Annotated in this window: 22 protein-coding genes and 1 tRNA gene; 9 read left to right on the top strand and 14 right to left on the bottom strand. The window is 69.0% G+C overall.

Annotation, left to right across the window (positions count from 1 at the left end; translation table 11 throughout):
- Positions 1 to 24 precede the first annotated feature (24 nt).
- From Q0C57_RS00115 to Q0C57_RS00100, 4 genes are all read right to left on the bottom strand, one after another.
- A complete protein-coding gene (locus tag Q0C57_RS00115) occupies positions 25 to 1,188 on the bottom strand; it encodes a hypothetical protein (protein WP_296570357.1) in 1,164 nt (387 codons plus the stop codon).
- A gap of 104 nt (positions 1,189 to 1,292) precedes the next feature.
- The gene (locus tag Q0C57_RS00110; protein ID WP_296570355.1) at positions 1,293 to 2,072 is read right to left on the bottom strand and encodes a WecB/TagA/CpsF family glycosyltransferase; all 780 of its coding nucleotides are present in this window, start codon (positions 2,070 to 2,072) and stop codon (positions 1,293 to 1,295) included.
- A 1-nt stretch (position 2,073) separates the two neighbouring features.
- Positions 2,074 to 3,564, bottom strand: coding sequence for a GumC family protein (locus Q0C57_RS00105; protein WP_296570352.1), 1,491 nt, complete (start codon positions 3,562 to 3,564; stop codon positions 2,074 to 2,076).
- 123 nt (positions 3,565 to 3,687) lie between these two features.
- Positions 3,688 to 4,530 (bottom strand): polysaccharide deacetylase family protein, encoded by an 843-nt coding sequence (locus Q0C57_RS00100; RefSeq protein ID WP_296570348.1) that lies wholly within the window; start codon positions 4,528 to 4,530, stop codon positions 3,688 to 3,690.
- 208 nt (positions 4,531 to 4,738) lie between these two features.
- On the opposite strand from Q0C57_RS00100, the gene Q0C57_RS00095 reads away from it, so the two are divergent.
- From Q0C57_RS00095 to Q0C57_RS00085, 3 genes are read left to right on the top strand one after another with little or no spacing between them, the layout of a single operon-like run.
- A complete protein-coding gene (locus Q0C57_RS00095; protein ID WP_296570345.1) occupies positions 4,739 to 5,737 on the top strand; it encodes a glycosyltransferase in 999 nt (332 codons plus the stop codon).
- Positions 5,734 to 7,050 (top strand): O-antigen ligase, encoded by a 1,317-nt coding sequence (locus Q0C57_RS00090; protein WP_296570342.1) that lies wholly within the window; start codon positions 5,734 to 5,736, stop codon positions 7,048 to 7,050. The genes Q0C57_RS00095 and Q0C57_RS00090 overlap by 4 nt, the downstream gene beginning before the upstream one ends.
- Positions 7,037 to 8,095, top strand: a complete 1,059-nt coding sequence (locus Q0C57_RS00085; RefSeq protein ID WP_296570339.1) for a glycosyltransferase — start codon at positions 7,037 to 7,039, stop codon at positions 8,093 to 8,095. Before Q0C57_RS00090 ends, Q0C57_RS00085 begins: the two co-directional genes overlap by 14 nt.
- Before the next feature lie 110 nt (positions 8,096 to 8,205).
- Here the strand turns inward: Q0C57_RS00085 and Q0C57_RS00080 are convergent, their stop codons facing one another.
- From Q0C57_RS00080 to Q0C57_RS00045, 8 genes are all read right to left on the bottom strand, one after another.
- Entirely contained in the window at positions 8,206 to 9,648 is a 1,443-nt protein-coding gene (locus tag Q0C57_RS00080; protein WP_296570337.1) for an undecaprenyl-phosphate glucose phosphotransferase, read from the bottom strand.
- 112 nt (positions 9,649 to 9,760) lie between these two features.
- Complete coding sequence (locus Q0C57_RS00075; RefSeq protein WP_296570334.1) at positions 9,761 to 11,467, bottom strand: alpha/beta hydrolase; 1,707 nt, start codon at positions 11,465 to 11,467, stop codon at positions 9,761 to 9,763.
- On the bottom strand, positions 11,464 to 13,926 hold the full coding sequence (locus tag Q0C57_RS00070; protein WP_296570331.1) for a glycoside hydrolase family 2 protein: 2,463 nt from the start codon (positions 13,924 to 13,926) through the stop codon (positions 11,464 to 11,466). Before Q0C57_RS00070 ends, Q0C57_RS00075 begins: the two co-directional genes overlap by 4 nt.
- 7 nt (positions 13,927 to 13,933) lie before the next feature.
- Positions 13,934 to 14,947, bottom strand: a complete 1,014-nt coding sequence (locus Q0C57_RS00065; RefSeq protein ID WP_296570330.1) for a DUF1839 family protein — start codon at positions 14,945 to 14,947, stop codon at positions 13,934 to 13,936.
- A 3-nt stretch (positions 14,948 to 14,950) separates the two neighbouring features.
- Positions 14,951 to 15,868 (bottom strand): amino acid--[acyl-carrier-protein] ligase, encoded by a 918-nt coding sequence (locus tag Q0C57_RS00060; protein ID WP_296570328.1) that lies wholly within the window; start codon positions 15,866 to 15,868, stop codon positions 14,951 to 14,953.
- A 3-nt stretch (positions 15,869 to 15,871) separates the two neighbouring features.
- A complete protein-coding gene (locus tag Q0C57_RS00055; protein WP_296570326.1) occupies positions 15,872 to 17,038 on the bottom strand; it encodes an acyl-CoA dehydrogenase family protein in 1,167 nt (388 codons plus the stop codon).
- Positions 17,039 to 17,067: 29 nt separating this feature from the next.
- Positions 17,068 to 17,319 (bottom strand): acyl carrier protein, encoded by a 252-nt coding sequence (locus tag Q0C57_RS00050; RefSeq protein WP_296570324.1) that lies wholly within the window; start codon positions 17,317 to 17,319, stop codon positions 17,068 to 17,070.
- A 515-nt stretch (positions 17,320 to 17,834) separates the two neighbouring features.
- A tRNA-Met gene (locus tag Q0C57_RS00045) sits at positions 17,835 to 17,911 on the bottom strand.
- 200 nt (positions 17,912 to 18,111) lie between these two features.
- Here Q0C57_RS00045 and Q0C57_RS00040 point away from each other — a divergent pair.
- Positions 18,112 to 18,438: a hypothetical protein gene (locus tag Q0C57_RS00040; RefSeq protein ID WP_296570321.1), complete on the top strand. Its 327-nt coding sequence runs from the start codon at positions 18,112 to 18,114 to the stop codon at positions 18,436 to 18,438.
- Here Q0C57_RS00040 and Q0C57_RS00035 read toward each other — a convergent pair.
- The gene (locus Q0C57_RS00035) at positions 18,435 to 19,076 is read right to left on the bottom strand and encodes a class I SAM-dependent methyltransferase (protein WP_296570317.1); all 642 of its coding nucleotides are present in this window, start codon (positions 19,074 to 19,076) and stop codon (positions 18,435 to 18,437) included. The genes Q0C57_RS00040 and Q0C57_RS00035 overlap by 4 nt on opposite strands.
- An 11-nt stretch (positions 19,077 to 19,087) precedes the next feature.
- Positions 19,088 to 20,257, bottom strand: coding sequence for a tRNA 2-thiouridine(34) synthase MnmA (gene mnmA, locus Q0C57_RS00030; RefSeq protein ID WP_366937787.1), 1,170 nt, complete (start codon positions 20,255 to 20,257; stop codon positions 19,088 to 19,090).
- A 144-nt stretch (positions 20,258 to 20,401) separates the two neighbouring features.
- Between mnmA and Q0C57_RS00025 the strand changes: the two genes are divergently transcribed.
- The 5 genes from Q0C57_RS00025 to Q0C57_RS00005 all read left to right on the top strand — a co-directional run.
- Positions 20,402 to 21,091: a DUF1045 domain-containing protein gene (locus tag Q0C57_RS00025; RefSeq protein ID WP_296570314.1), complete on the top strand. Its 690-nt coding sequence runs from the start codon at positions 20,402 to 20,404 to the stop codon at positions 21,089 to 21,091.
- Between the two features lie 104 nt (positions 21,092 to 21,195).
- Positions 21,196 to 22,485, top strand: coding sequence for a serine--tRNA ligase (gene serS, locus Q0C57_RS00020; RefSeq protein ID WP_296570311.1), 1,290 nt, complete (start codon positions 21,196 to 21,198; stop codon positions 22,483 to 22,485).
- Entirely contained in the window at positions 22,485 to 23,267 is a 783-nt protein-coding gene (gene surE, locus Q0C57_RS00015; RefSeq protein ID WP_296570308.1) for a 5'/3'-nucleotidase SurE, read from the top strand. Before serS ends, surE begins: the two co-directional genes overlap by 1 nt.
- A gap of 8 nt (positions 23,268 to 23,275) precedes the next feature.
- The gene (locus tag Q0C57_RS00010) at positions 23,276 to 23,923 is read left to right on the top strand and encodes a protein-L-isoaspartate O-methyltransferase (RefSeq protein ID WP_296570305.1); all 648 of its coding nucleotides are present in this window, start codon (positions 23,276 to 23,278) and stop codon (positions 23,921 to 23,923) included.
- A 94-nt stretch (positions 23,924 to 24,017) separates the two neighbouring features.
- The coding region (locus Q0C57_RS00005; protein ID WP_366937786.1) for a LysM peptidoglycan-binding domain-containing protein at positions 24,018 to 24,767 on the top strand (750 nt) is incomplete at its 3' end.

Raw genomic sequence — 24,767 nt, 5'->3', positions numbered from 1 at the left:
CGCGGCGGCGCGCCCGGGGGAGGCTCACGACGTCCAGTCGACCCGGTCGAAATGCGCCTTCAGGCGATCGTCCACTGCGTGAAGGGCCGGGTCGAACTGCTCGGCGCTGGTCCGCTCATACTTCCAGTTGTTGGTGATCTCGCGGAAGTGGCGATAGCCGAAACGCCGCGTCAGGCCCCGGGAGGGCAGGTAGCCGCCGACCGAATGCACTTTCCACTGCGCGCTGTCGGGAATGCGCGACGGGACGAGGCTCCATTTCGGCGGGCAGCGGTCGCCGTCGACGGTCAGGATGCCGAAACGCTTCACCGGCCGCTGGCGCAGGACCACGGTATAGTCGCGATGGCGCCGGTGCGCGGCATCCCCGTCAGCCGTGGCGCCTTCGCGGCCGACGACCCAGCGCCCTTCGTAGCGCAGCAGGCCGAAGGGCGAGGCCTCGACCGCCTCGAAAAGGCTGCACCCGTCCTCGGTCAGGATGAGTTCGTCGATGTCCGAGACCTGGACGCTCGCGGCCGCCTCGAGGAACTGGCGTCGCGCATGTTCCCAGGCGCCGTGCTGGCCGAAGTCCGAATCCCAGTAGCTGCGGGCGTCGAACCCCTGCGGCCCGAATTTGAAGGGCCAGTCGACGATGCGTACGGCTGCGATTCCGGCAAGGGCCCCGACGGCCTCGGCGAGGTCGCCGGGCGTGTAGCGGGTGGATGCGTTGTCGTAGATCAGCACGGCGTCGGCGCCATGGACGTCCCGGGAAAAGCGCACCCAGTCCTGGATCCATGCGAGGTCATTGTCGCGTGACTGGGTGAAAAGGACACGCCGTCCGGCGAAGATGTCGGCCTCGCTCGCCTGGACCGCAATGGTGACCGTCCCGAGCGCCGAGGTCAGGGTCAACGCTCGCGTCCCGTCGGGGGCGGCGACGTGGATCTGGCCATGACGGTCTAGTTCGCGCAGCGTGAAGGGACAGGCCGCGCCGGAGGGTTGGGCCACGATCGTCGCCGCTGCAAGGGCGGGCTTCAGGTTGAGGAAAGGTGGGCCGGCCAGCACGATGTGCCCGCGTGTTCCGACAAAGGCGTCATAGAACAGCGTCTCGGCGTCAAACTTGACGGTGAAGTCGGCGTCGCGCGCCTCCGGCGGGCGCGTCGGCTGGCGCCGGGCGTCGGTGAAGTCCGGCAGCATGACCGGTCGGGTGCCGGTCACCGCGACGCGCGCGCGGGTTTGGCTCGAGGCTGCACCCGCCGCGCGGGCGGCAAGGGCAGGCGAGACGTCAGGGGAACCAGTCGAACCGGATGAGGTCATGGGTGTCAGGCCGAGCGCCGGGCCATCAGGTAGATCGCCTTCGGATTGGTGACCGCATAGCGCCAGAAAAGGCGCCGCGGTTCCAGCCAGATCCGGTAGGCCCATTCGAGCGAGGCCCGCTGCATCCAGGCCGGCGCCCGGCGATTGGTGCCGGAGAGGAAATTGAACAGGCCGCCGGAGGTCTTGATCATCCCGACGCGGGTCAGCCGGTCGGCATGGGTCGCCACGAAACGCTGTTCATGGGGAACGCCCATGGCGAGCCACAGGATGTCGGGCGCGAGGGCATCGATCTCGGCGATCTTCGCCTGAAGCGCCGCGCCGGCGAGGAAGCCGTGGCAGTGGCCGGCAATCCTCAGCCGCGGATAGGCGCGACGGACATTGGCGACGGCCCTGGCATTCTCCTCGGACGTGGCGCCGAAGAGATAGAAGCTGACGCCGGTCTCCTCCGCGCGTCGGGCGACATCGTGGAAAAGATCGGTGGTCGCCACTCGCTCCGGCAGCGGTGTGTGGCAGCGCAGGCGGGAGGCCACCACCAGCGGCTGGCCGTCGGCGACGATCTGGTCGGCCGCGCGCACCAGCGCCGCGAGGTCCGGCTCCGCTGCGACACGGGCGAGCACTTCGCCATTGGCCGAGGTCAGGTAAAGCGGCCGCCGCCCGCGGCGGCGTTCGCGGGCTGCGCGGATCATCCAGTCGGCGGTTGTCGCCCGGTCGAGGACGGCGATGGGGACATCGCCGACCGTGACGGTCGGGATGGCGGCGAAGGCGGTGTCGAAGGACTGGCTCATCTCAATGCACCAGGCGGGCGAGGGGACGGCGCGCGGTGAACTGGCGGGCGACCGTGACCGATGCCGGCTGGCCGCTGCCCCCCTTGAGGAGGACCAGCAGGAGCGCGAGGCCGACGCCGAGGCCGGCGCCGACCACGAAGCCGGCAAAGGCCATGACCACGCCACGCGGCGGGAAGACACGGTCCCGCGGCGGCTGGGCCACGGTGATGATCCGCGCATTGCTGGTGTCGAGCCGCTCCAGCTCGCTGGTCTCACGGGACCGCGCCAGGAAGGCGTTGAGCAGGTTGCGGTTGACGTCGACCTCGCGCTGCAGCTCGCGCAACTGGACGAAGGCCTGTCCGGCTTCCGAGGCGAGCGAGGTCAACTGCTCGACAGTCCGGCGCTGGGTCAGCTCCGCAGCGCGGGAACGGTCGAGATCGGCGCGGGCGGCCTGGGCAATACGGCCGAGTTCGTCGGCGATGGCGCGGTCGAGATCGCTCACCTGGGCCTGGGCGTTGCGAACGGTGGGGTGGCGCGGGCCGAACTCCGTCTGGGCGTCGGCGAGGCGGCGGCGCGCCTCGGCCTGCTGACCGCGCAGGGCGGCGATCGTCGGGGACATCACGGCCTCCGGCAGGGCGCCGGCCTGGCTGGCGGTTCGCAGCGACGTCTGGATCTGCTCGCTGCGCGCCTGGGCTTCGGCCACCCGTGCCTGCGCCTGGGCGAGCTGGCTGTTGGCATCCGTCAGCTGCTGCTCGCTGACGAGCTGCGTGCGCGTGCCGACGAGGCCGTTGCGGCGGCGGAAATCCTCCGCCCGCTCCTCGGCGGTCCGGACGCGGCTGCGCAATTCGTCGAGACGGTTGGTCAGGGACTGGGTGGCACGGCGTGCCGCATCCGCACGGGCGGCTGTCTGGCTGTCGATATAGGCATGGGACACCGCATTGGCGAGCCGGGCGGCCTTTTCGCCATCGGCCGCGCGCACCGTCACCTCGATGACGAAGGTCCGCTCGGGACGCCGCACGACAACACGGTCGTAGAGGGCGTTGAGCGCATGCCGCTCGCGGTTCTGCAGGCTTTCCTCGCTGGCCTGGCGCAGGCCGAACGAGCGGAGCAGGCTGACGGCCCAGGATGCGCCACCCTGGCCGTTGAACTCGGGGTCGTCGGTCAGCCGCTCGCTGTCGATGACGCGCGACAGCACGCTTTGCGACGTGACGATCCGCGCCTGGCTCTCGACGAAGTTGATCGCCGCGTTGGAATCCTGCTGGCGCGGCGTCAGTTCGTTGTCGAAGACCTGGATTCCGCGGGGATCAACGAAGATCTGCGCGGTCGCCATGAAGCGCGGCGTCATCATGCGCGAGGTGGCATAGCCGATCCCGGTGCCGACCAATGCGAGAAGCAGGATCGAGAGCCAGTGCGGAAGAATGGCGGCGACCAGACCGGTTGAGGACAGCGGAGCGCCTGCTGCAGGCGCCTGAATCGGCGGATCGCGGCGTTCGGGGCGACCATCGTCATACACGGTCGGGTCCTTTCTGGGGCCTGTCCGGGATCGCCTCGGCGGGTGAGGCGTCCCGGAATGGAACACGGGACTGCGTTCGTGCTGTTGCTCCGCAAGGACGGGACCACCGGGGGCTGTATCGATTCAGGCGATACCGGCCCGGTCCAGCGCCGCATCGACGGGCAGGACGGCAAAGCGCCGCTCGAGGGCCCGGGCGACGACGCGGGCAAGCACCTTTTGGGTCGTGCCATAGGGACTGGGCGCGTCGCAGACGTCGTGGGTAAAGAGGACAAGCCAGCCTTTGGCGGCCTCGGCGGCGTCCAGCCAGCTCTCCAGATTGTCGGCTGTGAGCCCGCGGACGCTGACCTCGACGGCCTTGATGAAGTCAAGGTCCATGCGTCCGGCATTGACCCCCGGCTGGACCGAGCGGCAGGTTCTGACCGTCGCGGCCAGGTGTCTCTTCTGCATCAGGCCACAAAGACCGTATGGAAACGCGTAGTTCTCGCGCGTCAGACCTGGAACAATGCGCCGCAAGGCTGCCCGGTTGGCGGCGAGATCGGCAGCGAAGGCCGCGGTCCGCATCCTGTTGGCAGGCTTGTGGGCGTGGCCATGCAGCCCGATCTCATGGCCGCGCGCGTGGAGAGCGGCGACCTTGTCCGCCCCGGCGACCGTCCAGCGGCTGTTCGTTTGCCCGAACAGGCCGGACGCGGCGTAGAAGGTGCCGCGGACCCCGTGGTCGTCGAGAATACGTGCACCGGGATCGAAGGCCGATTGCGGGAAGTCGTCGAAGGTGACGGACAGAACCGGCTGGTCGAGGCCGAGGGTCGCCGTGCGGAACGGCACGCGCCGACCGGCCATATGGTTGAGGCGCGGGAGCAGGCCGCCAGCGCCGACGTCGTCAGATCCGGTGGACGCATCTTGGCTGTCTTGGGGGCGTTGTTGCCCCGACGCGGGATTCGTCGCCACCTTGCGGCTGTCCTCGATCACGCCCACCTCCTGCGAACTGGCCTGTTTCCGGACAGAGTCGCCCCTGGACCGGCTCAACGGGCGCAGACTGGCAAGAGCCGCACCACAGTCTGGCAAAGGGCTGCGTGCAGGCGGGCCTCCGGCGGCAAGCGGTTTGCTGCGGGAGGGCAGCCATCCCTGTCCGCACCCGCGTGAGGCCTTGATCGTGAACCAGGTTGAGACTGTGCCCATGGAACTGTCCCGCAGCGAGACGTCCGCCGGGGCGGAACTGTTCCAGAGTCCGGGGCTGATCGCCGAGACGGTGCTGGCCGTCGTCGTCGTCCCGACCTTCCGGCGCCCCGCCATGCTGGCCGAGACGCTTGCCTCGCTCGCTGCCCAGCGCACCGCGGTTCCCTTCGCGGTGGTGGTCGTGGAGAACGACGCGGCCGGCCGTGCCGGGCTCGCCGTGGCGCGCAAATGGCTGGCCGAGTGCGGCCTCCAGGGCCTGGCTTTCGTCGAGACCGCGCAGGGCAATGTCCACGCGATCAATGCCGGCTTCGCCCGCGCCATGGCGGCCTTCCCGCGGGCTGACCACATCCTGATGATTGATGACGACGAGGTCGCGTCTCCCGGCTGGCTGGACGCCATGGTCGCCGCTGCCGAGGGACAAGATGCCGACGTCGTCGGCGGCCCCGTCGTGCCGCGCTTCCGCGAGGACGCGCCGCGCCTGCTCGCCCGCCATCCGGTCTTCTGGCCGAGCCATAACCGTTCGGGTCCGGTTCCGATGATCTATGGCACCGGCAATTGCCTGATGCGTCGGCGGGTCTTCGACCGGCTGGGGCACCGGCCGCTCGATCCCCGCTTCAATTTTCTCGGCGGCGGCGACATGGATTTCTTCACCCGCTGCCGCCGGGCCGGGCTGCGCGCCTTCTGGGTCCAGGAGGCACTGATCACCGAAACCGTGCCGGCCGATCGGGCGCGCATCGCCTGGGTGCTGCGGCGGGGCATGCGGATCGGCTCCATCAACCGGGCCGTCGACCTGAAACATGCGCCAGGCCTCTCCGGACGTCTCAGGATCATCGCCAAGGACATGGCGATCGTGCCGCTCGCAGTGCTGCGTTCGGTCGGGACGCTCATCCGCACCGGCAACCCCGTCGTCGCCGCCCATCCGCTCGCCGTCTCGGCCGGCCGCATCGCCGCCTGGGCCGGCGTCGAGCAGCAGCCCTACAGGGCAGGAAACGCCTCATGACCACTGCCGCGGACACCGGTTCGGCACGCAGCCTGCCGTCGGACGATCTGGCCCAGCTGATGCGCTGGGCGCGGGTGCTTGTCTTCGTCGGTGCGTTCCTGCTCGCCTGGGTGACGCTGGAGCCCTATGCGGACCTCGGCAACAACGCCTCGCTGGAATTCGCCTTCGGCCAGGAGGGCACCGCCTATGCGGCCTATGGAATCCTCGCAGGCATCGCCGCCGTCATCGCGATCCTGACGCAGCCCAGGGCCGTGGCGACGCTGATCCATCCGCTGTGGATCGCGCTCGCGGCCTGGCTGTCCTTCACGGTTCTCACCTCGGCGGATTTTTCGCTGTCGCTGCGACGCTTCATCCTGTTCGGCCTGATCGCCGCGCTGACCGCATCGCTCTTCCTGATGCCGAAGGGCCGGCGCGATCTCGCGGGACTGCTGATGGTCGCGGTGGGCGTTCTCGTCGCACTCTCGCTGGTCGGCATCGCGCTCTTTCCCGAATATGCCGTCCACCAGCTTTCCGACATCAACGAACCCCAGCTCGCCGGCGACTGGCGCGGCGTCTTCGCGCACAAGAACACGGCGGGCGCGATCTTCGCGATGACCATCTTCATGATGATCTTCGCGATCCGCACCGGCCTTGTGCCGGGCGGATCCGTGCTCCTCGTGCTCTGCTTGCTCATCGTGCTGATGTCGGGGGCCAAGAGCTCGACCATGCTCCTGGTGGTCAGCCTGCTGGTCTCGTTGGCGGTCTGCCGCATCCGGAGCGGTTGGCGGGCCGGCGTCGTCGCCTTCACCCCGCTGGCAGTTCTTCTGATCCTCGGGCCCGGCACCGTCGTCAGCGACGCGATCGCCGGCATCGTCCGCATGCTGCCGGTCGATGCCACCTTCACCGGCCGCGCCGACGTGTGGGAACTCGCCCTCGACCGGATCCGCGAACGGCCGCTGACCGGCTTCGGCTATTCCGCCTATTGGGCGCTGGAATCGACGCGCTTCGGCCAGGAGGATAGCACCCAGTGGGGCGGTCTCGCGGCCCATGCCCATAACGGCTATATCGATGCGGCGCTCAACATGGGCATCCCCGGTCTCGTGCTGGTCGTGGCGGTCTTCGTGGTCTGGCCGCTGCGAAACTTTCTCGCCGCCCGCGCCAGAGGCGCCGATCCGGCGCTCCTGCTGATGCTGATGCAGATCTGGCTGTTCGGGATTTATTTGTCCGTGCTGGAGAGCTTCCTTTTCGTCCGTTTCGACCCGATCTGGATCACTTTCCTGTTCGCGGTCTTCGGACTGCATTTTCTGGCGAGGCGCCCTCATGTCGCTGACTGACCGCGGACAGGCCCGGCTCGACATTCTCGTCTCCGACACCGAGACACCCTGCGGCGTGGAGGCCTTCGCCCGCAGGCTGGCCGCGACCGCCGGTGACCGGGCCGCGTTGCGCCAGCTCGGCCATGGGCGCGGCGACGGCGTCCTGGTGATCAACCTTCCGGTGGTCGCCTGGAAACGCCGGCTTGCCGATCCGGTCCTCGCCGCCGCCAAAGCCAGGGCGCAGGGCCGGCCCGTGCTTGTCATCCTGCACGAATGGGCCGATCTCGACTGGAAACGCCGCGCCAGCTACGCGCCGCTGCTGCCATTCGCCACCGCCGTCCTGGTCTCCTCGCCCGAGGTCGCCGACCAGCTGGCCGCAGATCCGTTGTCGCGCCTCGCGCCGCGCCGGCGCGGCATCGTTCCGATCCCGCCCAACGTGGTTGCTCCGGACACCCTGCCGATGAACGCGACGGCCCGCCGCCTCGCCGAGGCGCGTCGCGGCGGACAGCTCGTACTCGGCCACTTCGGCTCCATCTATCCGCGCAAGCAGTCGACGCAGATCCTCGACCTGACGGCGGCGCTGAAGCAGCGCGGCGAGGACCCGTTCGCGGTCTTCATCGGCTCTTTCGTCAAGGGCCAGGACCGGGTCGAGGACGAGTTCAGGGCACGGGCGGACAGCCTCGGGATCGCCGACCGCGTCCTTGTCACCGGCTATGTCGCGAGCGATGCCGATCTCTTCGCGCTCTTCGCCGAGGTCGACGTCTTCGCCTATCTCTTCGCCGAGGGCCTGACCAGCCGGCGCGGCAGCGTGCTCGCCTGTGCCATGTCTGGCCGTCCCGTGGTCGTCAATGCGCCGGAACGACCGGGCGCCTTTGACCACCACCCCACCTACCAGCGTCTGCTCGCCGGCGGCCAGCTCCGGCTGGTACCACTGCATGCGACAGTGGACGCGGTCGCGGCAGCGGTCGAGGAGGCGACGGCCCTGCCGCGCCATGGCGCCCGCCTCGACGTCGCTGCGTCCTGGCGCGATGCGCTGGCGGCCGTCGACCAGGTCATGGCGGCCTGACCGGCACGCCAGCCGCGACAATCCCCCGCTGAAGCAGAAAAGGCCGCGGCGCCCTGGGCGAGCCGCAGCCTTGTCGTGCCGGCGCGCGGCCGGGGCAGGCGGCGCCTTCGTCAGAAGGCGTTGTCGTAGGCCTTGCGGGAGAAGACCGTTCGGAACAGGATTTCGACATCAAGCAGGATCGACCAGTTGTCGATGTAGAAGAGGTCGTGCTCGACCCGCGCCTTCATCTTCTCGTCGGTGTCGGTCTCGCCGCGGAGCCCATGGACCTGCGCCCAGCCGGTAATGCCCGGTTTGACGTTGTGGCGCCGCGCATAGAGAGCGATCCGCTGGTCGAACTCCCGGTCATGGGCGATGGCATGCGGACGTGGTCCGACCAGCGACATCTGGCCCGCCAGCACATTGAGAAGCTGCGGCAGCTCGTCGAGATTCAGGCGCCTGAGGACACGGCCGACCCGGGTGATCCGCTGGTCGTTGCGCGTCGCCTGGCGGACCACGTCGCCATCGTCCATGACGGTCATTGTGCGGAACTTGACGATCTGGAACGCCTGCTGGTTGAAGCCAAGCCGCCGCTGCATGAACAGGACCGGCCCCGGACTGTCGAGCTTGATGGCGATGGCGATGAGGATGAGGACTGGCGTCAGCAGGAACAGCGCGAAGGAGCCGAGCACCACATCGAGGGCGCGCTTGGCCATCACCTCGCCGGCGGTCAGCGGCGGACGGCCGAGCTGCAGGCTGGCAATGCCGCCGGATTTGGCGATGTGAACGTCCTGAAACCGGTCGAAGATCCGCTCCGGTCCCAGATGGATGGTGACGGGGATGCGCATGAACCCGTCCACCAGCCTGTCGATGGTTTCGGTCTGGGACCAGGGTACGATGATCAGCACGTCGTCGAGTTGCATCTCGCGCGCCTGCCCGGCGATGCGGGCGATGTCATCGCGGCCGACCGGACCGTCGCCCGGAGAGAGCAGGCCAGTGCCGGCGATATGCATGCCTGCATTCCATGGCTGGTAGCGCCGGGCGAAATCCGTGACATCATCCTCGTGGCCGACCAGCATGACCCGCCGGGCTGGAATGACGCCGAACTTGGAGCCGAGCGTCAACAGCCGTCCCGTCAGTTCGCGGGTGACGAAAACCACCGGCAGGCCGACCACGAAGGTCAGGATCACCGCCACGCGGGAGAACGCATCGGTCGTCTTGGTGGCGAAGGCGAAGGCGATCAGGCTGACAAAGGTGGCCGCCCACAGCGTCAGGGTGGTGCCGAAGGCACGTCGCGCGCCGATGTAATTCCCGATCTGGTACTGGCTCCGCACCGCGCTGAGCATGACGAAGGTGCTGGCGACAAGCATGGCGAGCGTCGCCTGTGAGGGTGTGGTCCACCACTCGCCGCTGGCGATACGGCTGTAGAGCAGAGACGTCACATAGCTCGTCAGCGCGATCATCAGCCAGTCGACCGCCGCCGTGGACAGCTTCAGCGCGAGCCGCATCCAGGCATAGCCGCCTCGGCCGCGACGGGCGACGACATCTGCCGAAAAGTCCAGCTGTTTCAGAGTCATGGCGGGAACCTTTGGGTTCGCGTACCCGGCCTTGTCCCGTTTGGGGACGCCGGTCGGGCCCTTGGCAGGTCCATCGCAGATGCCGTGCCACGTCCCCGCGGGGAGAGGCCGGTCAGGACGCGATCCGACCTCGCTTGGCGGTGGCGGCGGCATGGGCGATCAGGATGTCCCTCGCCGCAGGCGGCGTCAGGTCGTGGTCGGCCTGCGGGAGGATCGTCAGCTGGATATTATCCTGGCCGGCAAGCCACCGCCCGCCGGAGCCGAAATGCAGCGCGAGGTCGCCAAGCCCCGCATCGTTCTCGCTGAAGATGATGTCCACCGGGATACGTCTCTCGCTGAGCCGGCGCATGATCGCCCGCGCCTGCCGCGTCTCCTCGCTCGGGCGCAGCGCCCTCAGACGGTCGGTGGCGCGCTTGCTGAAGGCCCGGATCAGCGGCCCGATCTGGCGCTCGCCGGTCAGCAGGCGCCGCCAGGCGCGTGCTTCGAAGACCTTCGCGGCATAGCTGGCCGCCAGCGGATAGGCAGAGGCGATCGCTTCCTCGACGCTCTCGCCGGGTCGCCAGACGAAACGCTGGATGTTGACGATGATGAGCCCGCCGATCCGTTCGTCGCGCGTCGCCTGGTGCAGCGCCAGATAGGCGCCGCTGCAGGCGCCGAGGAGGGTCACGTCGCCATAGCCGCGACCGGCGAGCAGATCGACCGCATCGCGGACCTGTGCCTCGTTGGCCTTGTTGTAGAGGACGCTGTCGAGGCTGTCCGGGCTGCCGGGCCGGTCGCCGGCATCGCCGATGCCGGCGAGGTCCATGCGCAGAGAGGCGATGCCCTGGTCAGCCAGTTCGCGCGCCAGCTGGACGCCGGACCTTGCCCAGCCGACATGGGAATTGCGGCCGGCATTGACGATCAACAGAACCGGGCGGCCGGGCGCCGCCGTTGCGGGCTCACAGAGCACACCGAACAGGCGCTGCGCCTCGCCAAAGACCAGTCCCTCCTCGCGGAAGTACGGTCCGGCCAGCACGGCCGGAGGGGGGCGGACGGGAAGGACAGTGTCCTTGCCGGAAAGCCCGTTCATCCAAGCCACCGTATCGGCAAGGATCTGCGTGGGGGTGGCGGCCATGGTGGGGCTGAGGGAAATCGCCTCGAAACCCTTGACCTCGGCCGCCGTGACCATGCCGGTTGCCCAGGCGCCGGCGAGTTGGCGCGCATCGGCCGCCCCCTTGCGCGACAGAAGAAGGACGGGCGCTCCCGGGACCGTCAGTCGCTGCAGGTCGATGCCACGCATCGCCTCCAGGGTTTCGGCCGAGGTGGTCAGCCCGGCGATCGACAGGCCGGCTTCCGTGGCAGTCGCGTCCGGGTCGAGCCGCGCTCCCTCGGCGAGAGCACGGGCCGTCATGGCGAGCTCGCGCGCATAGAGTCGGCCCTTCACGACGGGATCGAGCAGAATCAGCCCGGCAAGGTCGGAGCGATCCGCTGCCGCCATCGCGGCGATGGTGGCACCGAAGCGCAGGCCGGCATAGACGACCCCACCAACTCCCGCATGACGCGCCAGGACGGCCGCCGCGTCGCCTGTCGCGGCGACCCAGGCGGCGACGCGATCGGGATCCGTATCGACGCCGAGGGAATCGGCCGTACCCGGGAGATCGAAGCGCAAGGCGGCATGGCCAGCCGCGGCCAGGCCCTCTGCCATTCGCCGCAGCGTCTTGGTCGCCGCCAGGGCCTCGACCCCGTGCGGCGGCACGATGACGACGCCGAGGCCCGAGGACCTGCCTTGGGGCGGCAGATGGAGCTTGCCCAGCAGTCCGTTGAACGTAACCGGGATCATGATGCGAACTCGTAGGGCACGGGGTGACTGTTCAGCGCCGAGACGGTGCCATGGGGGAGGGCGTCACCATGTCCGCCAAGGAGCGCGACCACGCGTGCTTCGCCCGGTGCCAGGCTGAAACCCTCGTCAGCGGCACGAAACCCTGCATGGTCGATGGTGACGAAGCGAGCCAGGCGGCCGGTCGTGATGGAGAGGGCCGGGCGGCCGTCCAGGATCACCGGCTGCACCGCAAGACCGATGTCTCCGGGTGTGGCGGCTCGGCCCACGATACAGTGGCAGGCCTCCGCCAGGAGCGTCCCGGTCTCGGCGTCGATGAGGCGGGCAAGGGTCGCATCGTGGGCGAGAGGCCCGAAGCGATAGGCATGGGCCGTGTCGAAGAACCGCCCGGCCAGTGCGAAACTGGACAGGCTCATCTGCGAGCGCGGCGCGAGGTCCATGGTGGTCTCGCCGCGCATAAGCGGATGGGCACCCTCGCCATAGGTCGCCAGCGTCAGCCGCACGCGCCTTGCCGTCGGCGTCTCGTTGCCGAGGTGGATTGCGAGTCCGTTGAGCCCCTCGTCGGTGAGGCCGAGATGGATCGGCCGGAAGGCGCGCTGCAATGCATGCCAGGTCGTCTTCGGCTGCCCGAGCCGGTCGATCACGCCCCATCCGCTGCCCGGCTTCATGTCGTTGAGAAACCAGACGAGGCCGCCGCCGCAGCGGGAACCGGCGCGGCGCCATTCGGCGAAGACGGCTTCCATCAGCTCGGCGGGTGCGGCCCGGCCGAGGGCGAGATAGCGGTCCGGATCTTCGTGTCGCAGCGCCACGGGATCGACGGCGAACAGGGTGCGGACATAATGGTCGCGCACCCCCTCGAAATCCCAGGATGCGCCGGCGTCGCGGGGCACGCCATCCTGCCATCCGGCCGCCTGCGGGGAGGCGAGACCCTCTCGCGCGAGCGTCGCCGGGGCCGGGATATTGGCGAAGGCGAGGCATTCCGAGGCGAAGCGCACATCGGCGCGCCGCGCGTCCTCGATCGGCCGGCAATAGGCCCCGACGCCGAAATAATGGGTGACGCCTTCATCGGTGACGAAGGGCAGGGGGCCGCCCCAGGGTGTGTGCGGCAGGTAGATCGCCTGTGGGGCCACCGCGGCCGAGACCGCCGCCAGCACCTCCTCGAACAGCGGCATGGTGGCCTGCTCGGGCCTGAGGCCGAGCATCGCCGCCTGCTGGGCGATCTCGCTGCCGCCGCAGACGACGGCGAGCGAGGGCGAGCCCTGCAGCCGGCCGAGCAGCGAGCGGGTTTCAGCCGCGACGGCGGTCCGGAAGGCGGGATCGTCGCCCGGATAGTCGAAATTGGCGAAGGGCAGGTCGTGCCAGACGAGGATGCCAAGCCGGTCGCAGGCCGCGTGAAAGGCGCGGCTCTCCGGCGTCGCCGTCCCCGAGAGGCGGATCATGTTCATGCCGGCATCGCGTGCCAGTGTCAGCAGGGGGACCGGATCGCCGCCACCCGGCGAGACCGGATCCGGCGGCATCCAGCAGGCGCCGCGGCAGAAGATGCGCTCACCATTGACGACGAGCGCAAAATCCTTGCCGTCAGGACCCCGGTCGAGGGCGAGGCTCCGAAAGCCGACGGACCCGCATTGGAACAGCCGCTCGCCGATGCGAAGCTGGACGGGGTGAAGGGCCGGTTCTCCGTGGGTGTGAGGCCACCAGGGAGCGATCCCCGGCAGCACCAGCCGTCCTGAATGAAGGCCGTCTTCGCCCGGCTCCAGCCTCTGGGCATGGCCGGCGCAGAGGATATCAACCCGCGAGGCCGCGGGCCCCCCGAGGCGCAGGGCGACATCGAGCACACCCGCGCTGCCATCGAGGCGCGCCGCGAGCCTGACGTCGACCGGACCCCGGCCGACGCCATGGCGCAGCGTCACCGGTTGCCAGGGGCCGACGATGGCGACTGCGGGCGACCAGCCCGGCATATGGCCGAGCGGCGTGGTGCGCACCAGCCGCAGCGCCCCGGGCTGGATCATCTGTGGCCGCCAGCGTTGCCGCGGACCCTTGGCACTGGCGAGCACCTGGTTGAGGGCATGAAAGCGGATGGCGAGCCGATGATGGCCGGCCGCGGCGATGGCGCAGGAATGCGCCGCGAACATCGAGCGGACTTCCAGCACCAGCGCATCGTCGAGGAAGATGTCGGCCGGTCCGGCGAGGCCTTCGAAGCCGACCGTCGCCGGCCCCGCGGTGGTGAAGCTGCAGCGATACCAGACGTCGCGGTCATGCAGGCCCGAGGACGTGCCGGGCACGAGGCGGCCGGCGGCGATCAGCGCCGCTTCCGCCGTTCCGGGCACAGCGGCCTCGATCCAGTCGCCGCTGGACTCGGCCTCGGCCGGCGAGACCTTTGTCCCCGGCGCCATGATAGCCAGCATCCAGCCCGCATCGAGCGGGACGACGTCGTCGTCCATGTCGCTGCAGGTCGGATCCATCTGAGCCTCAGGAGGCGGCCCGGACGAGCGTCCGGGTTTCGGCCATGGGAAAGCGCAGGGCCTCGGCCAGTTCCGCCATGAGCCGGTCGTAGAGCGCTGCGGTCTCGTCCAGCGCCGCGGCGAGGGCTTCGGTCTTCTTGCGCGCCAGGGCGCGGGCAAGCAGGAACTGGAAGGTCTTCATGCCGTTCGCCATGGCGTCGCATGTCGCAACCGCACCGTCGAGGCCGGTGACGCCCTGGCCACGGAGCCAGGCGAGGTGGTCGCCCAGCAAAGCGACATTGGCGCCGAACTGGCGGGCGGTGTTGAAGGCATAGGGGTGGAAGGAGCAGGGCGGCTGCGTCGCCAGCCAGTCGAGATGGCGCTGCAGCGCCGCCCGGTAGGCGCGCACCGGGTTGCCCGCCGGCCGGCGGGCCCAATGCGCCGCAAGGCGGGCGAGGGCGGCCTCCTTCAGGGCCCGACCCGAAAGGCCCGGGCCGACCACCTTCACGAATTCCGCATAGGGGGGCAGGAGTGGCGCCGGCACGGCGCCGAAGCCGAGGAGATGCGCGACGTCGGCGCCTTCCATCTCGAAATAGCCGGCATTGTGGAAATAGCCGAGGCTGGATGCCGCGCGATCGAAGCGGTTCACCGCGATCGTCGTCTTGGAATGGTCGGTGCGGTAGGTCACGCCCTGGGTGTCGGGCAGGAAATGCGCGTCGACCTCGATGAGGACGATACGGCCGCGGGCGACCTGCTCCTCAAGATGGTCGACCAGCGGCCGGTAGATCGACAGCTCCTGCAGGTCGAGCCCGAACAGGGCGTCGAGATCGCCGTTGGGGATCTTGAAGAAGGTGAACTGGTCGCCCTCGAAATCCTGCGCGAGGGTCATGCCGAGGGCCGCCGCGGGCTCGCGGCCGAGCGTGTGCAGGAGCTCGATGAAGAGATCGGTATGGCAGTTGGTTTCCGGCCAGGCCCGGCCGGCATCATGCAGGCCGTGGCGCCGGTAGGTCGCCGCCGAGAGCTGGGGAAAGATCGCCGCCATGGTTCAAAGCCCCAGCGACTGGCGCACCGAGGCTGGCCAGCGCTTCACGTTGGTGCCGTAATGCTTCAACAGGGCGAGGATGACCCGCTCATGACCGAAGCCGACGCAGGCCGTATGCGCGACCTCGTCGCCCGCCGTCGTCAGGCCGAAGGTCTTGCCGAAATGATCCTGGTGATAGTTGAACGACAGGCAGGCCGTCGGCTTCTCCTCGCTTTCAATGGCGATGAGGAGCTCGAATTTCAGGCGCTGGTCGCGCTGGTTGACGGCCAGCATCTTGCCTGCCCGGCCGAAGAACGGATCGTTGGCGACGTCGACCATGAAGGGCAGGCCGAGTTCGCCGATCATCGCCTGGCCGCGTTCCAGCCAGGCGGCGCGGAACTCGGTGACCTGATCCGGCGTGCCCATGCGGACGAATTCGCGCATCCGGAAGAACTGCTGGCGCGCCGGGTCCTTCGAGGGCTCGTGGCGGAAGCAGTAGGACATCAGGTCGAACAGGCGACCCTCGGCCGGCAGGGTGCCGCGCTTCGCCGCCGTCGGGTAGAGCGGGTAGCAAGCGGCGGGCGTCAGCACGATCTCGCTCGCCTTCTGCCCGTCGGTCCAGTCGCCGCCCTGCTCGATCGTCTGCAGCAGGCTGACATGGTCGGCCGGGTTGCCGCAGAAGCAGTGCACCGTGCCGGCGAGCTGGGGGAAGCTCTTCATGTAGCCGGACTTCTCGAAGACCTGGCGCGACATGGCGGGCGGGAAACGCACCACCTCGGGATCGTCGGCACCGCCATAGCGGGTGACGAGGTTCTGGAACCCGTCGCCGATGGCCTCGAACAGGCCGGAGCGGCCATAGAGGCCGTCGACGCCGGTTTCGATGAGCAGGCCCTGGTCGAAGAGTTCGTCGAGGAAGGTCGCGGTCTCGGTCTTGGCGAGCATGTCTCAGTCCTCCAGATCGGTGTCGAGACGCGACATGAGGAGCATGGTCGCGGTGTTGGCGAGGATTCGGTCATTGGCGATCATCAGCGGCGCCGACAGGATGTCGCGCAGCTGGCGGCCGATTGAGAAGGGATTGTCGTTCTTGTAGCCCTGGATGCCGACGATGGTCAGCGCCTCCTGGACGATGGCGACGGCGCGGCGCGAGGCCTCGATCTTCACCGCATTCATGGCCACGGCGAAGGCCATGGAATTGATCGCCGCCTCGTCGTGGCGCGCCACCTCGAAGCGGCTGATGCCGTCGCGGACGATGGTCTTCAGCGCCGCGAGTTCAGCGGCGGCGGCAGCGAGACGGGCGGCGCCCGGCGGGACGGCGTTCGGCATGCGGCGGGCAGCGGCGCGCACGCTCGCCTGCGCCTTGGACAGGGCCGAGCCGGCAATGCCGAACCACAGCGACGCCCAGAACAGATGCGAGCTCGCCAGCATGGACTGGGCGGCGATCTCCGCGAAGGGTTTCGGGAAGACCTGCGCGGCCGGCACGGTGGCCGCCAGCTTGAAGCCGTGCGAGGTGGTGCCGCGCATGCCGAGCGTGTCCCAGACCGAGGTCTGTTCGAGGCTCGCCTGCGCCTTCTCGATCACGACCATGACCTGGTCGGAGGAGGCGGCATCCGGTGCGCGGCGGGCGGTCGCCAGGATCGCGTCGGCATCCAGCCCGTAGGAAATGACGGTCGCGTCCTTCTCCAGCCGCACCATGTCGCCCTCGGGCACGATGGAGCAGATCGAGTTGCGCAGGTCGCCGCCGATGCCGCCTTCCGTCGTCGCCGAGGCGAGGAGCAGCTGATCTCCGGCAAGCCTGACCATGAAGGCACGGTGCCAGTCGCTGTCCAGCCCGTGATGGACGAGGCTCGACGTCTTGATCTGGTGCATCGCGAAGATCATGCCCGACGCCGAGCAGGCGGCTCCGATCGTGGTGCAGACCCTCGCGACATCGGCGAAATCGGCGCCTTCGCCACCGAGATGGGTCGGAATCATCATGCCGAGCAGGCGCGCCTCGCGCATGGCCGCCACGGCCTCGTGGGGGAAGCGGCCCTCACGGTCCACCCCATCCGCATGGGACGCGGCCACCTGCGCAACGCGCTTGCTGCGGGCGGCGAAATCAGTGCCTTGCGGCACGCTCCGGGGTTCCGACCTGTCGAGCATGATCAGCCCCCGACGCTCTCGGAACGCAGCTCTTCGAGAGCAGCGCGGATCGTGGCGATGGAGGAGAAGAGCCGGCGGTTCAGCATCCGCTCGGGAAACTCGACGTCGAAGGCTTCCTCGAGCGCCAGCATGAGCTGGACCGATCCGAACGAGGTCATTCCGGCCTCGTAGAGATCGCTGGTGTCGACCAGGTCACCGACACCACCCGGCAGTTCCACTGCGCGTGCGATGATCTCTCGAATCTGAATGTTCATATCGGATCGCTCCTTGGAGCCGATCCCCGTTCCCGGGACCGGTGTGTTGCATTTGAACGAGGCAATCAACGTTTGATTACCGATAGCGTTAACCGCGCTTGCCCTTGCGGGAGGGTTGCGCCGGGCTGCCCGTTGCGGGGCCTGCCGGGCGCTGTTTCCCCGAGGGACATCACGACGGTCTCGGTTGCCCTGCAGCAAGAACGACGCCGTGGGGTAAATGACGCGATCCGGCTGTTTTCGCCGCCTTTTGTCTATCTCGGCCATGGCAATCACGTCATTTCGGAGCGGCCGCTACGGGGCCTTAACGAACTGGCAAGGATGGCCTGTGCCAAAACGGAGCCCGTCCGCGAGGCTGGCATGCCGCGCCGCAGCGACCCCCGGCGGGACGGCCGCAGTCGTCGCCTGAAGGGACCTGCCTGGAGGGCTCAGCTGCCACTCATGGCCGGGCCACGGAACTGATGAAGGTTTGTCGGGCGCGGCCCGCCGTTGGACGGACGTCAGGCCTCATGGCCGTTTGGTAGCGGGAGGCAGAGTCGAACTGCCGACCTCAGGGTTATGAATCCTGCGCTCTCACCAACTGAGCTACCCCGCCCCAAAGGGCATGCGAACCGGAGCACCGGCCCGCGAGAGCGCGGATATAAGGTCCGGGCCGAAGGGGTGTCAAGCGCTCCCGAGACGTCGATTGATGCGGTGACCGACAAGGCGGGATGCCGGTCCCGCGAAATTGAGACGCCTCAATGGGGGGCCGGCCGAAAGCGGGCATCATCGCCCCATGCGGCACGGGGACAACCCATGACAACGAAGATGGTGGCAGCCGCGGTGCTGCTCCTGGCGATCATGCCGGCAGGCGCCACGGACGCGCCGGGACGCGGAAAGCGGGTTGTCGATGAATGGTGTCGTCTTTGCCATCTGAGAGCCGGCCAGCCCCCGCGCCCGGGCATGGCGGCGTCCTATGAGGCGATCGTGAGGCGGCCGGGCCGGGACGCGGCCTACTTCAACCGGCTGCTGCACGAGGACCACTTCCCCATGACAACCTTCCGGTTGTTCGAGAACGAGAAGCAGGACGTGCTCGCCTATCTCCTCTGGCTGCAGCGCCGCCAGCCGCAGCCGCGGCGCTAGACGGTCGCTGCGGCGGCCTTCTTGAAACGCACCTGCGTGAACAGCCCGCCGAAACCGGCCGGCTTCTTCTCGACCAGGGTCAGGTCCTTCTCGCCCATGACGCGGTCGAAGGAGAAGTCGGGGTGCCAGCCCAGCTTGTCGCCGAAGGGCGCGGCGGCCTTCTCGATCCAGGCCCGCAGCCCGCCCTCGGCGGCGAAATGGTTGACGAGGATGACCTCGCCGCCGGGCTTGCAGACGCGGTTCAGCTCGGCCATCACGCCTTCCGGGTCCGGCACCACGGTGATCAGGTACATCGCCACGACGCAGTCGAAGCTGGCATCGCCGAAGGCCAGCCGTCCGGCATCCATCTGCAGGATGCCCTCGACATTGGTCAGCCCCTCGTCGACGCGCTTGCGGGCGATGCGCAGCATGTCGAAGGACAGGTCCAGTCCGATGACACGGCAGTTGGCGCCGTAGTCGGGCAGGGCGATGCCGGTGCCCACGCCGACCTCCAGGATACGCCCGCCGACGCGCGAGGCCGCCGCCACCGCGGCCTTGCGGCCGGTGGTCGTGATCCTGCCGAAGATCGGATCATAGATCGGCGCCCAGCGCGCATAGGCCTTCTGGATGGACTGGGCGTCGAGCTCGGCGGCTGGCATGGAAACTCCGGTCAGATCATGGCCTGAAGCGTGGTCTCGGTACGCCTCAGGTCCGGCGCCTGGCGTCGGCGGATGAACCCGCCGCCGAGCACCCGTGCCATGCCGTCGGCGCCGTCATAGAGCACGCAGGCCTGGCCGGGGGCGACGCCATCCTCGCCGTCGAGAAGGACGATCTCGACCTCGCCGTCGACCAGGCGCAGCCGCGCCGGCCGTGGCGGCCGCGTCGACCGCACCTTGGCGAAACAGGCGAGCGTCTCGCCCTCGGCCAGCGCTGCGTCGCCGAGCCAGTTGAAGTCGCGCAGGGTCACCGCATGGATGGCCAGGGCCTCGCGCGGGCCGACGATGACGTGCCGTCGCCCGGCATCAAGGCCGACCACATAGAGCGGCTCCTGCGCGGCGATGCCGATGCCGCGCCGCTGGCCGACTGTGAAGCGCATGACGCCCTCGTGGCGGCCGAGAACCCGTCCGTCGACATGGACGATATCACCGGCTTCCGCCGCCTCGGGCTTCAGCTTCTCGACGATCGACGTGTAGCGCCCGGTGGGGACGAAGCAGATGTCCTGGCTGTCGGCCTTGTCGGCGATGGCGAGGCCGAAGCGACGCGCGTGCTCCCGGGTTTCGGGCTTGGTCATGGTGCCGAGCGGGAAGCGCAGCAGATCGAGCTGGGCCGGTGTCGTGGCGAAGAGGAAATAGCTCTGGTCGCGGTCGGCATCGACCGGCTGGTAGAGCGCCCGCCGGCCATGGACGCCGGGACGGCTCGACACATAATGGCCCGTCGCCAGGGCGTCGGCGCCGAGATCGCGCGCCGTTTCGAGGAGATCGGTGAATTTCACATGGCGGTTGCAGTCGATGCAGGGGATCGGCGTCTCGCCATCGGCATAGGACTGGGCGAAGCGGTCGATCACCGCCTTCCTGAACCGCTCCTCGTAATCGAGGACGTAATGGGGGATGCCGAGGCTTTCGGCGACGCGCCGGGCGTCGTGGATGTCCTGGCCGGCGCAGCAGGCGCCCTTGCGGTGGATCGCCGCGCCATGGTCGTAGAGCTGCAGCGTCACGCCGACGACATCGTAGCCCTGTTCGGCCATCAGCCCGGCGACAACCGACGAATCGACGCCGCCGGACATGGCGACGACGACGCGGGTCGCGGCGGGGGGCTTGTCGATATCGAGGCTGTTGAGCATCGCGCGGGGTTTCTCGTCTGAGCGCGCTATATAGTCTGCGCCGCCGCCGCCGCAAAGCATTCGCTCGCGGGATCGTCCGATTGCAGCGACGCCGGCGCGGCCAAGGGTCTTGAGCCGGTCGCCTTCGCCCGCTAACACCGGCCCATGACCGCCCGTTATGCCCTTTACGCCGCGCCGGCGCCCGAGACGCCGCTCTGGCGGTTCGGCTCCTCCGTCATCGGCTATGACGCCGCCGCGGCCGCCGACCGGCCCTTTCCCGCCGGCGCGCCCTGCGATGCGCCCGACTGGCCGGCGATGACCGAGGATCCGCGCCGCTATGGGTTCCACGGCACGCTGAAGGCGCCCTTCGCTCTCGCTGACGGCGCCGGCGAGGCCGATCTCATCGAGGCCGCCATGCTGTTCGCCGAAAGGCGGCAGGCCTTCACGGTCCCGCAGCTGAAGGTCGCGCTGCTCGGGGCCTTTGTCGCTCTCGTCCCCGACGGCGATTGCGATCCGCTCGACGCACTCGCTGCCGATTGCGTGCGCGCGTTCGATGTCTTCCGGGCCCCGCTCACCGAGGCCGACCGGGCGCGACGCATGCGCTCGCCGCTGTCGGACCGGCAGATCGCCCAGCTCGCGGCCTGGGGCTATCCCTACGTCTTCGCCGACTTCCGCTTCCACATGACGCTGACCGGCCGTCTGGAGGACGCCCGGCGCGAGCCGGTCGCGGCGGCCCTGGCAGAGCATTATCGTGCCATCGCTGCGCCGCTGGCGGTCGATGCCCTCTGCCTGTTCCGCCAGATCGACAGGGCCGCGCGGTTCAGCATCCTCGCCCGTTTTCCCTTCGAGGCCTGACGCAACGGCACAGACGCGCGCTTGCCTTGACGATGGCGCTCGCTTAAGCCGCTTGCACGGTGGTTTCGGCCGAGAATCCGCCACGCGCAGACTGCGGGACGACCATGCACGACATTCGCTGGATCAGGGACAATCCGGAGGCCTTCGACGCCGGCCTCGCCACCCGTGGACTCGCCGCATTGTCCGCCTCCCTGCTGGCCCTGGACGATGCCCGCAAGGCGGCGGTCTCGACGCTGCAGGCCGCCCAGGAGCGCCGCAACGCCGCCTCCAAGGAGATCGGCCAGGCCATGGGCCAGAAGGACATGGCCCGCGCCGATGCCCTGAAGGCCGAGGTCGCCGCTCTGAAGGACCGGATGGCCGAGGCGGAGGTGGCGGAAAAGGCAGCCAGTGCCGATCTCACGGCCGCCCTCGAGATCATTCCCAACCTGCCGCTGGCGGATGTGCCGGTCGGTCCGGACGAGGCCGCCAATGTCGAACACCACCGGTTCGGCGCGCCGCGGCCCATCGACGGGGCGAAGGAGCATTTCGAACTCGGCGAAGCCCTCGGGCAGATGGATTTCGAGACCGCCGCGAAACTCTCAGGCGCCCGCTTCGTCCTCCTGAAGAAACATCTGGCGCGCATGGAACGGGCTCTCGCCCAGTTCATGCTCGACCTGCACACCGACACCCACGGCTATACCGAGATCAATCCGCCGGTCCTGGTGAAGGACGCCGCCGTCTATGGCACCGGCCAGTTGCCGAAGGCGGCGGACGACATGTTCGTCACGCGCGAGGGATTGTGGCTCACGCCGACCGCCGAGGTGACGCTGACCAATATCGTCGCCCAGGAGATCGTTGCCGAGGACGTGCTGCCGCTGCGGCTGACCGCAGCCACCCCGTGTTTCCGCTCGGAGGCCGGCGCCGCCGGCCGCGACACCCGCGGCATGCTGCGCCAGCACCAGTTCCTCAAGGTGGAACTCGTCTCCATCACCGCGCCCGAACAGGCGATCGACGAGCACGAGCGCATGCTCGCCTGCGCCGAGGAGGTGCTGAAGCGCCTCGACCTGCACTACCGGGTGGTGACGCTCTGCACCGGCGACATGGGATTCTCGGCGCGCAAGACCTACGATATCGAGGTCTGGCTGCCGGGCCAGAAGGCCTTCCGCGAGATCTCCTCCTGCTCGGTCTGCGGTGATTTCCAGGCCCGGCGGATGAATGCCCGCTACCGGCCGAAGGCGACCGACAGCAGGCAGCCGGCGCCGCAATTCGTCCATACGCTGAACGGCTCCGGCACGGCCGTCGGCCGGGCGCTGATCGCCGTCATGGAAACCTACCAGCAGGCGGGCGGGGGGATTGCGGTTCCTGCCGTCCTCCAGCCCTATATGGGCGGCCTCACCCTGATCGAGAAAGCCTGATGCGCATCCTGGTCACCAATGACGACGGCATCCATGCTCCCGGCCTTCTCGCCGCCGAGAGGATTGCCCGCACCCTGTCGGACGACGTCTGGGTCGTGGCGCCGGAGACCGACCAGTCCGGCGTCTCGCATTCGCTGTCCCTGAACGACCCCCTGCGCCTGCGCGAGGTCGGCGAGCAGCGCTATGCCGTGCGCGGCACGCCCACCGATTGCGTCATCATGGCGGTGAAGCACATCATGGCGGGGGAGGGACCCGACCTGGTGATTTCCGGCGTCAACCGTGGCCAGAATGTCGCCGAGGATGTCGGCTATTCCGGGACGATCGCCGGGGCCATGGAGGGGACGATCCTCGGCATTCCCTCGATCGCCCTGTCCCAGGCCTATGGGCCCGAGAGCCGCCATAGCGTGCCCTACGAGACCGCCGAGGCCCATGCGCCCGGCATCATCCGCACCATTCTCGAGGAGGGATTGCGGCCGGGCTCGCTGATCAACGTCAACTTTCCCAACCGCAGTCCCGATCAGGTGCGTGGCATCCAGGTGACGGCGCAGGGGCGGCGCGACCAGGAAATCCTGACCATCGACCCGCGCCATGACGGCCGCGGCAACCCCTATTACTGGATCGCTTTCGTCCGCAACCGTCACCGGATCGAGAACGGCACCGATCTGTGGGCCATGGCCGAGGGCTATGTCTCGGTCACCCCGCTTGAGATCAACATGACCGACGAACCGACGATGACGCGCCTCGCCGCCGTCTTCGCCGGCGACCGCGCCCCCGGCACCTGAGAGCGGCGATGAACGCGGCGCCTGGACCGGATCATTTCCTGGCCGCTGCGGAATTCGTCCTCATGCTGCGCCAGTCCGGCCTGTCGGACCGCCGCGTGCTCAAGGCGATGGAACAGGTGCCGCGGGTGCCATTCCTCGACGAGCGCCACTTTTCCCTGGCCGATGAGGATGTCGCCCTGCCGATCGCCATGGGCCAGTCGATCCTGCGGCCGACGCTGCTGGCGACCATGCTCGACGCGCTCGACGTCGCGCCCGACCATCGCGTCCTCCACATCGGCACCGGTTCGGGCTATGCGGCGGCGATCCTCGGCCGCATGGCGGCCAGCGTCGTGACGGTGGAGCGGTGGCGGACCCTCGCCGACGCCGCCCATCTGCGCCTGCGGGCGCTCGGCTATGACATGGTCGAGACCATCTTCGGCGACGGCTTCAACGGGCACGCCCAGCGCGCCCCCTATGACCGGATCATCCTGACCTGTGCCGCGTCCGATCCGCCGCCGCATCTCCTCGCCCAGCTCGCCCCGGACGGCGTCATGGTGGTGCCTCTGACCGCCGGGGTTATCGTCCGGACCGGCAAGGCGGATTCGCAGGTGGCCCGCACCGCCTTTGCCGTCGCCCAGGTCGACCCGGCCGTCCATGGCGTGGCCCGCCGGCTGTGATTTTCCGGCGGATGCCCTGCGTTGCAAACCGAACCTTAACCTGAACAGGGCATAAATCAGCGCGTCACTTGTTGCGTACCGCGTGAGAGTAGCCATGCGTCCTCGTGCGTTCCCCGGTTTGTCCCGGCTCGTCCTCGTCATCGCGGTGTCCGGTCTCGGCGCCGCCTGCAGCGCTGACGTCGCCCGGTTTGATCAGAACCCCTTCACGTCGCGGCAGGTGGCCGGCAGCGCGCCGCCCCGACAGGTCGAGGCCGCGCCCGTCGCGCGGGTCGAAACGCAGCCGCTCCCCGCCAGCGACTTCGTTGTCGCACAGCCGCCGGCCGGCATCCCGCAGGGGGAGGCACCCTTCGGCCAGGGTGCCGATGCCGGTCTGACCACGGGAACCGTCACGCCTCGCCAGCCCTTCGGCTCTTCCAGTCCGGCAACGCCGGCCGTGCGGCAAATGGCGGCGGCTTCGGCCGCGCCGGGCCGCGGCGCCTGGTCGGCCACCGGCGGCACGACCATCACGGCGGCGCCGGGCGACACGCCCGACGTCCTGTCGCGCCGCTATGGCGTTCCCGCCGGCGCCATCGCCCAGGCCAACGGTATCGCCGGCAACCAGCCCTTCGCCTCTGGGCAGAACGTCGTCATTCCCACCTATTCGATGGCCGCAGCGACCCAGCCCGCTGCCACCGCGATCCCGGCGCCGGTGCGCCCGTCGACCGATCTGGTGCGCCAGCCTGCGGTGGCCGACCAGCCGCGCCGGGTGGCAACCCAGGCGATCAGCGTTCCGCCGCAGCGGGTGGCTGCCGTCGCTCCGCCCGCCGGGACGCGGTTGAGCTGGCAGTCGAGATCGGAAGAGCGT

Source organism: Phreatobacter sp. (assembly GCF_022843985.1).
Classification (GTDB): Bacteria; Pseudomonadota; Alphaproteobacteria; order Rhizobiales; family Phreatobacteraceae; genus Phreatobacter.
Note: the sequence above shows the minus strand (reverse complement) of the source record. Positions and strands in the feature narration are given on the sequence as shown.

What these genes read in the sequence shown, in the direction of transcription:
- Q0C57_RS00110 (WP_296570355.1), bottom strand. Translation starts at nt 2,072, where the DNA reads ATGAGCCAGTCCTTCGACACCGCCTTCGCCGCCATCCCGACCGTCACG.
- Q0C57_RS00095 (WP_296570345.1), top strand. Translation starts at nt 4,739, where the DNA reads ATGGAACTGTCCCGCAGCGAGACGTCCGCCGGGGCGGAACTGTTCCAG.
- Q0C57_RS00090 (WP_296570342.1), top strand. Translation starts at nt 5,734, where the DNA reads ATGACCACTGCCGCGGACACCGGTTCGGCACGCAGCCTGCCGTCGGAC.
- Q0C57_RS00085 (WP_296570339.1), top strand. Translation starts at nt 7,037, where the DNA reads ATGTCGCTGACTGACCGCGGACAGGCCCGGCTCGACATTCTCGTCTCC.
- Q0C57_RS00080 (WP_296570337.1), bottom strand. Translation starts at nt 9,648, where the DNA reads ATGACTCTGAAACAGCTGGACTTTTCGGCAGATGTCGTCGCCCGTCGC.
- Q0C57_RS00075 (WP_296570334.1), bottom strand. Translation starts at nt 11,467, where the DNA reads ATGATCCCGGTTACGTTCAACGGACTGCTGGGCAAGCTCCATCTGCCG.
- Q0C57_RS00070 (WP_296570331.1), bottom strand. Translation starts at nt 13,926, where the DNA reads ATGGATCCGACCTGCAGCGACATGGACGACGACGTCGTCCCGCTCGAT.
- Q0C57_RS00065 (WP_296570330.1), bottom strand. Translation starts at nt 14,947, where the DNA reads ATGGCGGCGATCTTTCCCCAGCTCTCGGCGGCGACCTACCGGCGCCAC.
- Q0C57_RS00060 (WP_296570328.1), bottom strand. Translation starts at nt 15,868, where the DNA reads ATGCTCGCCAAGACCGAGACCGCGACCTTCCTCGACGAACTCTTCGAC.
- Q0C57_RS00050 (WP_296570324.1), bottom strand. Translation starts at nt 17,319, where the DNA reads ATGAACATTCAGATTCGAGAGATCATCGCACGCGCAGTGGAACTGCCG.
- Q0C57_RS00040 (WP_296570321.1), top strand. Translation starts at nt 18,112, where the DNA reads ATGACAACGAAGATGGTGGCAGCCGCGGTGCTGCTCCTGGCGATCATG.
- Q0C57_RS00035 (WP_296570317.1), bottom strand. Translation starts at nt 19,076, where the DNA reads ATGCCAGCCGCCGAGCTCGACGCCCAGTCCATCCAGAAGGCCTATGCG.
- mnmA (WP_366937787.1), bottom strand. Translation starts at nt 20,257, where the DNA reads ATGCTCAACAGCCTCGATATCGACAAGCCCCCCGCCGCGACCCGCGTC.
- Q0C57_RS00025 (WP_296570314.1), top strand. Translation starts at nt 20,402, where the DNA reads ATGACCGCCCGTTATGCCCTTTACGCCGCGCCGGCGCCCGAGACGCCG.
- serS (WP_296570311.1), top strand. Translation starts at nt 21,196, where the DNA reads ATGCACGACATTCGCTGGATCAGGGACAATCCGGAGGCCTTCGACGCC.
- surE (WP_296570308.1), top strand. Translation starts at nt 22,485, where the DNA reads ATGCGCATCCTGGTCACCAATGACGACGGCATCCATGCTCCCGGCCTT.
- Q0C57_RS00010 (WP_296570305.1), top strand. Translation starts at nt 23,276, where the DNA reads ATGAACGCGGCGCCTGGACCGGATCATTTCCTGGCCGCTGCGGAATTC.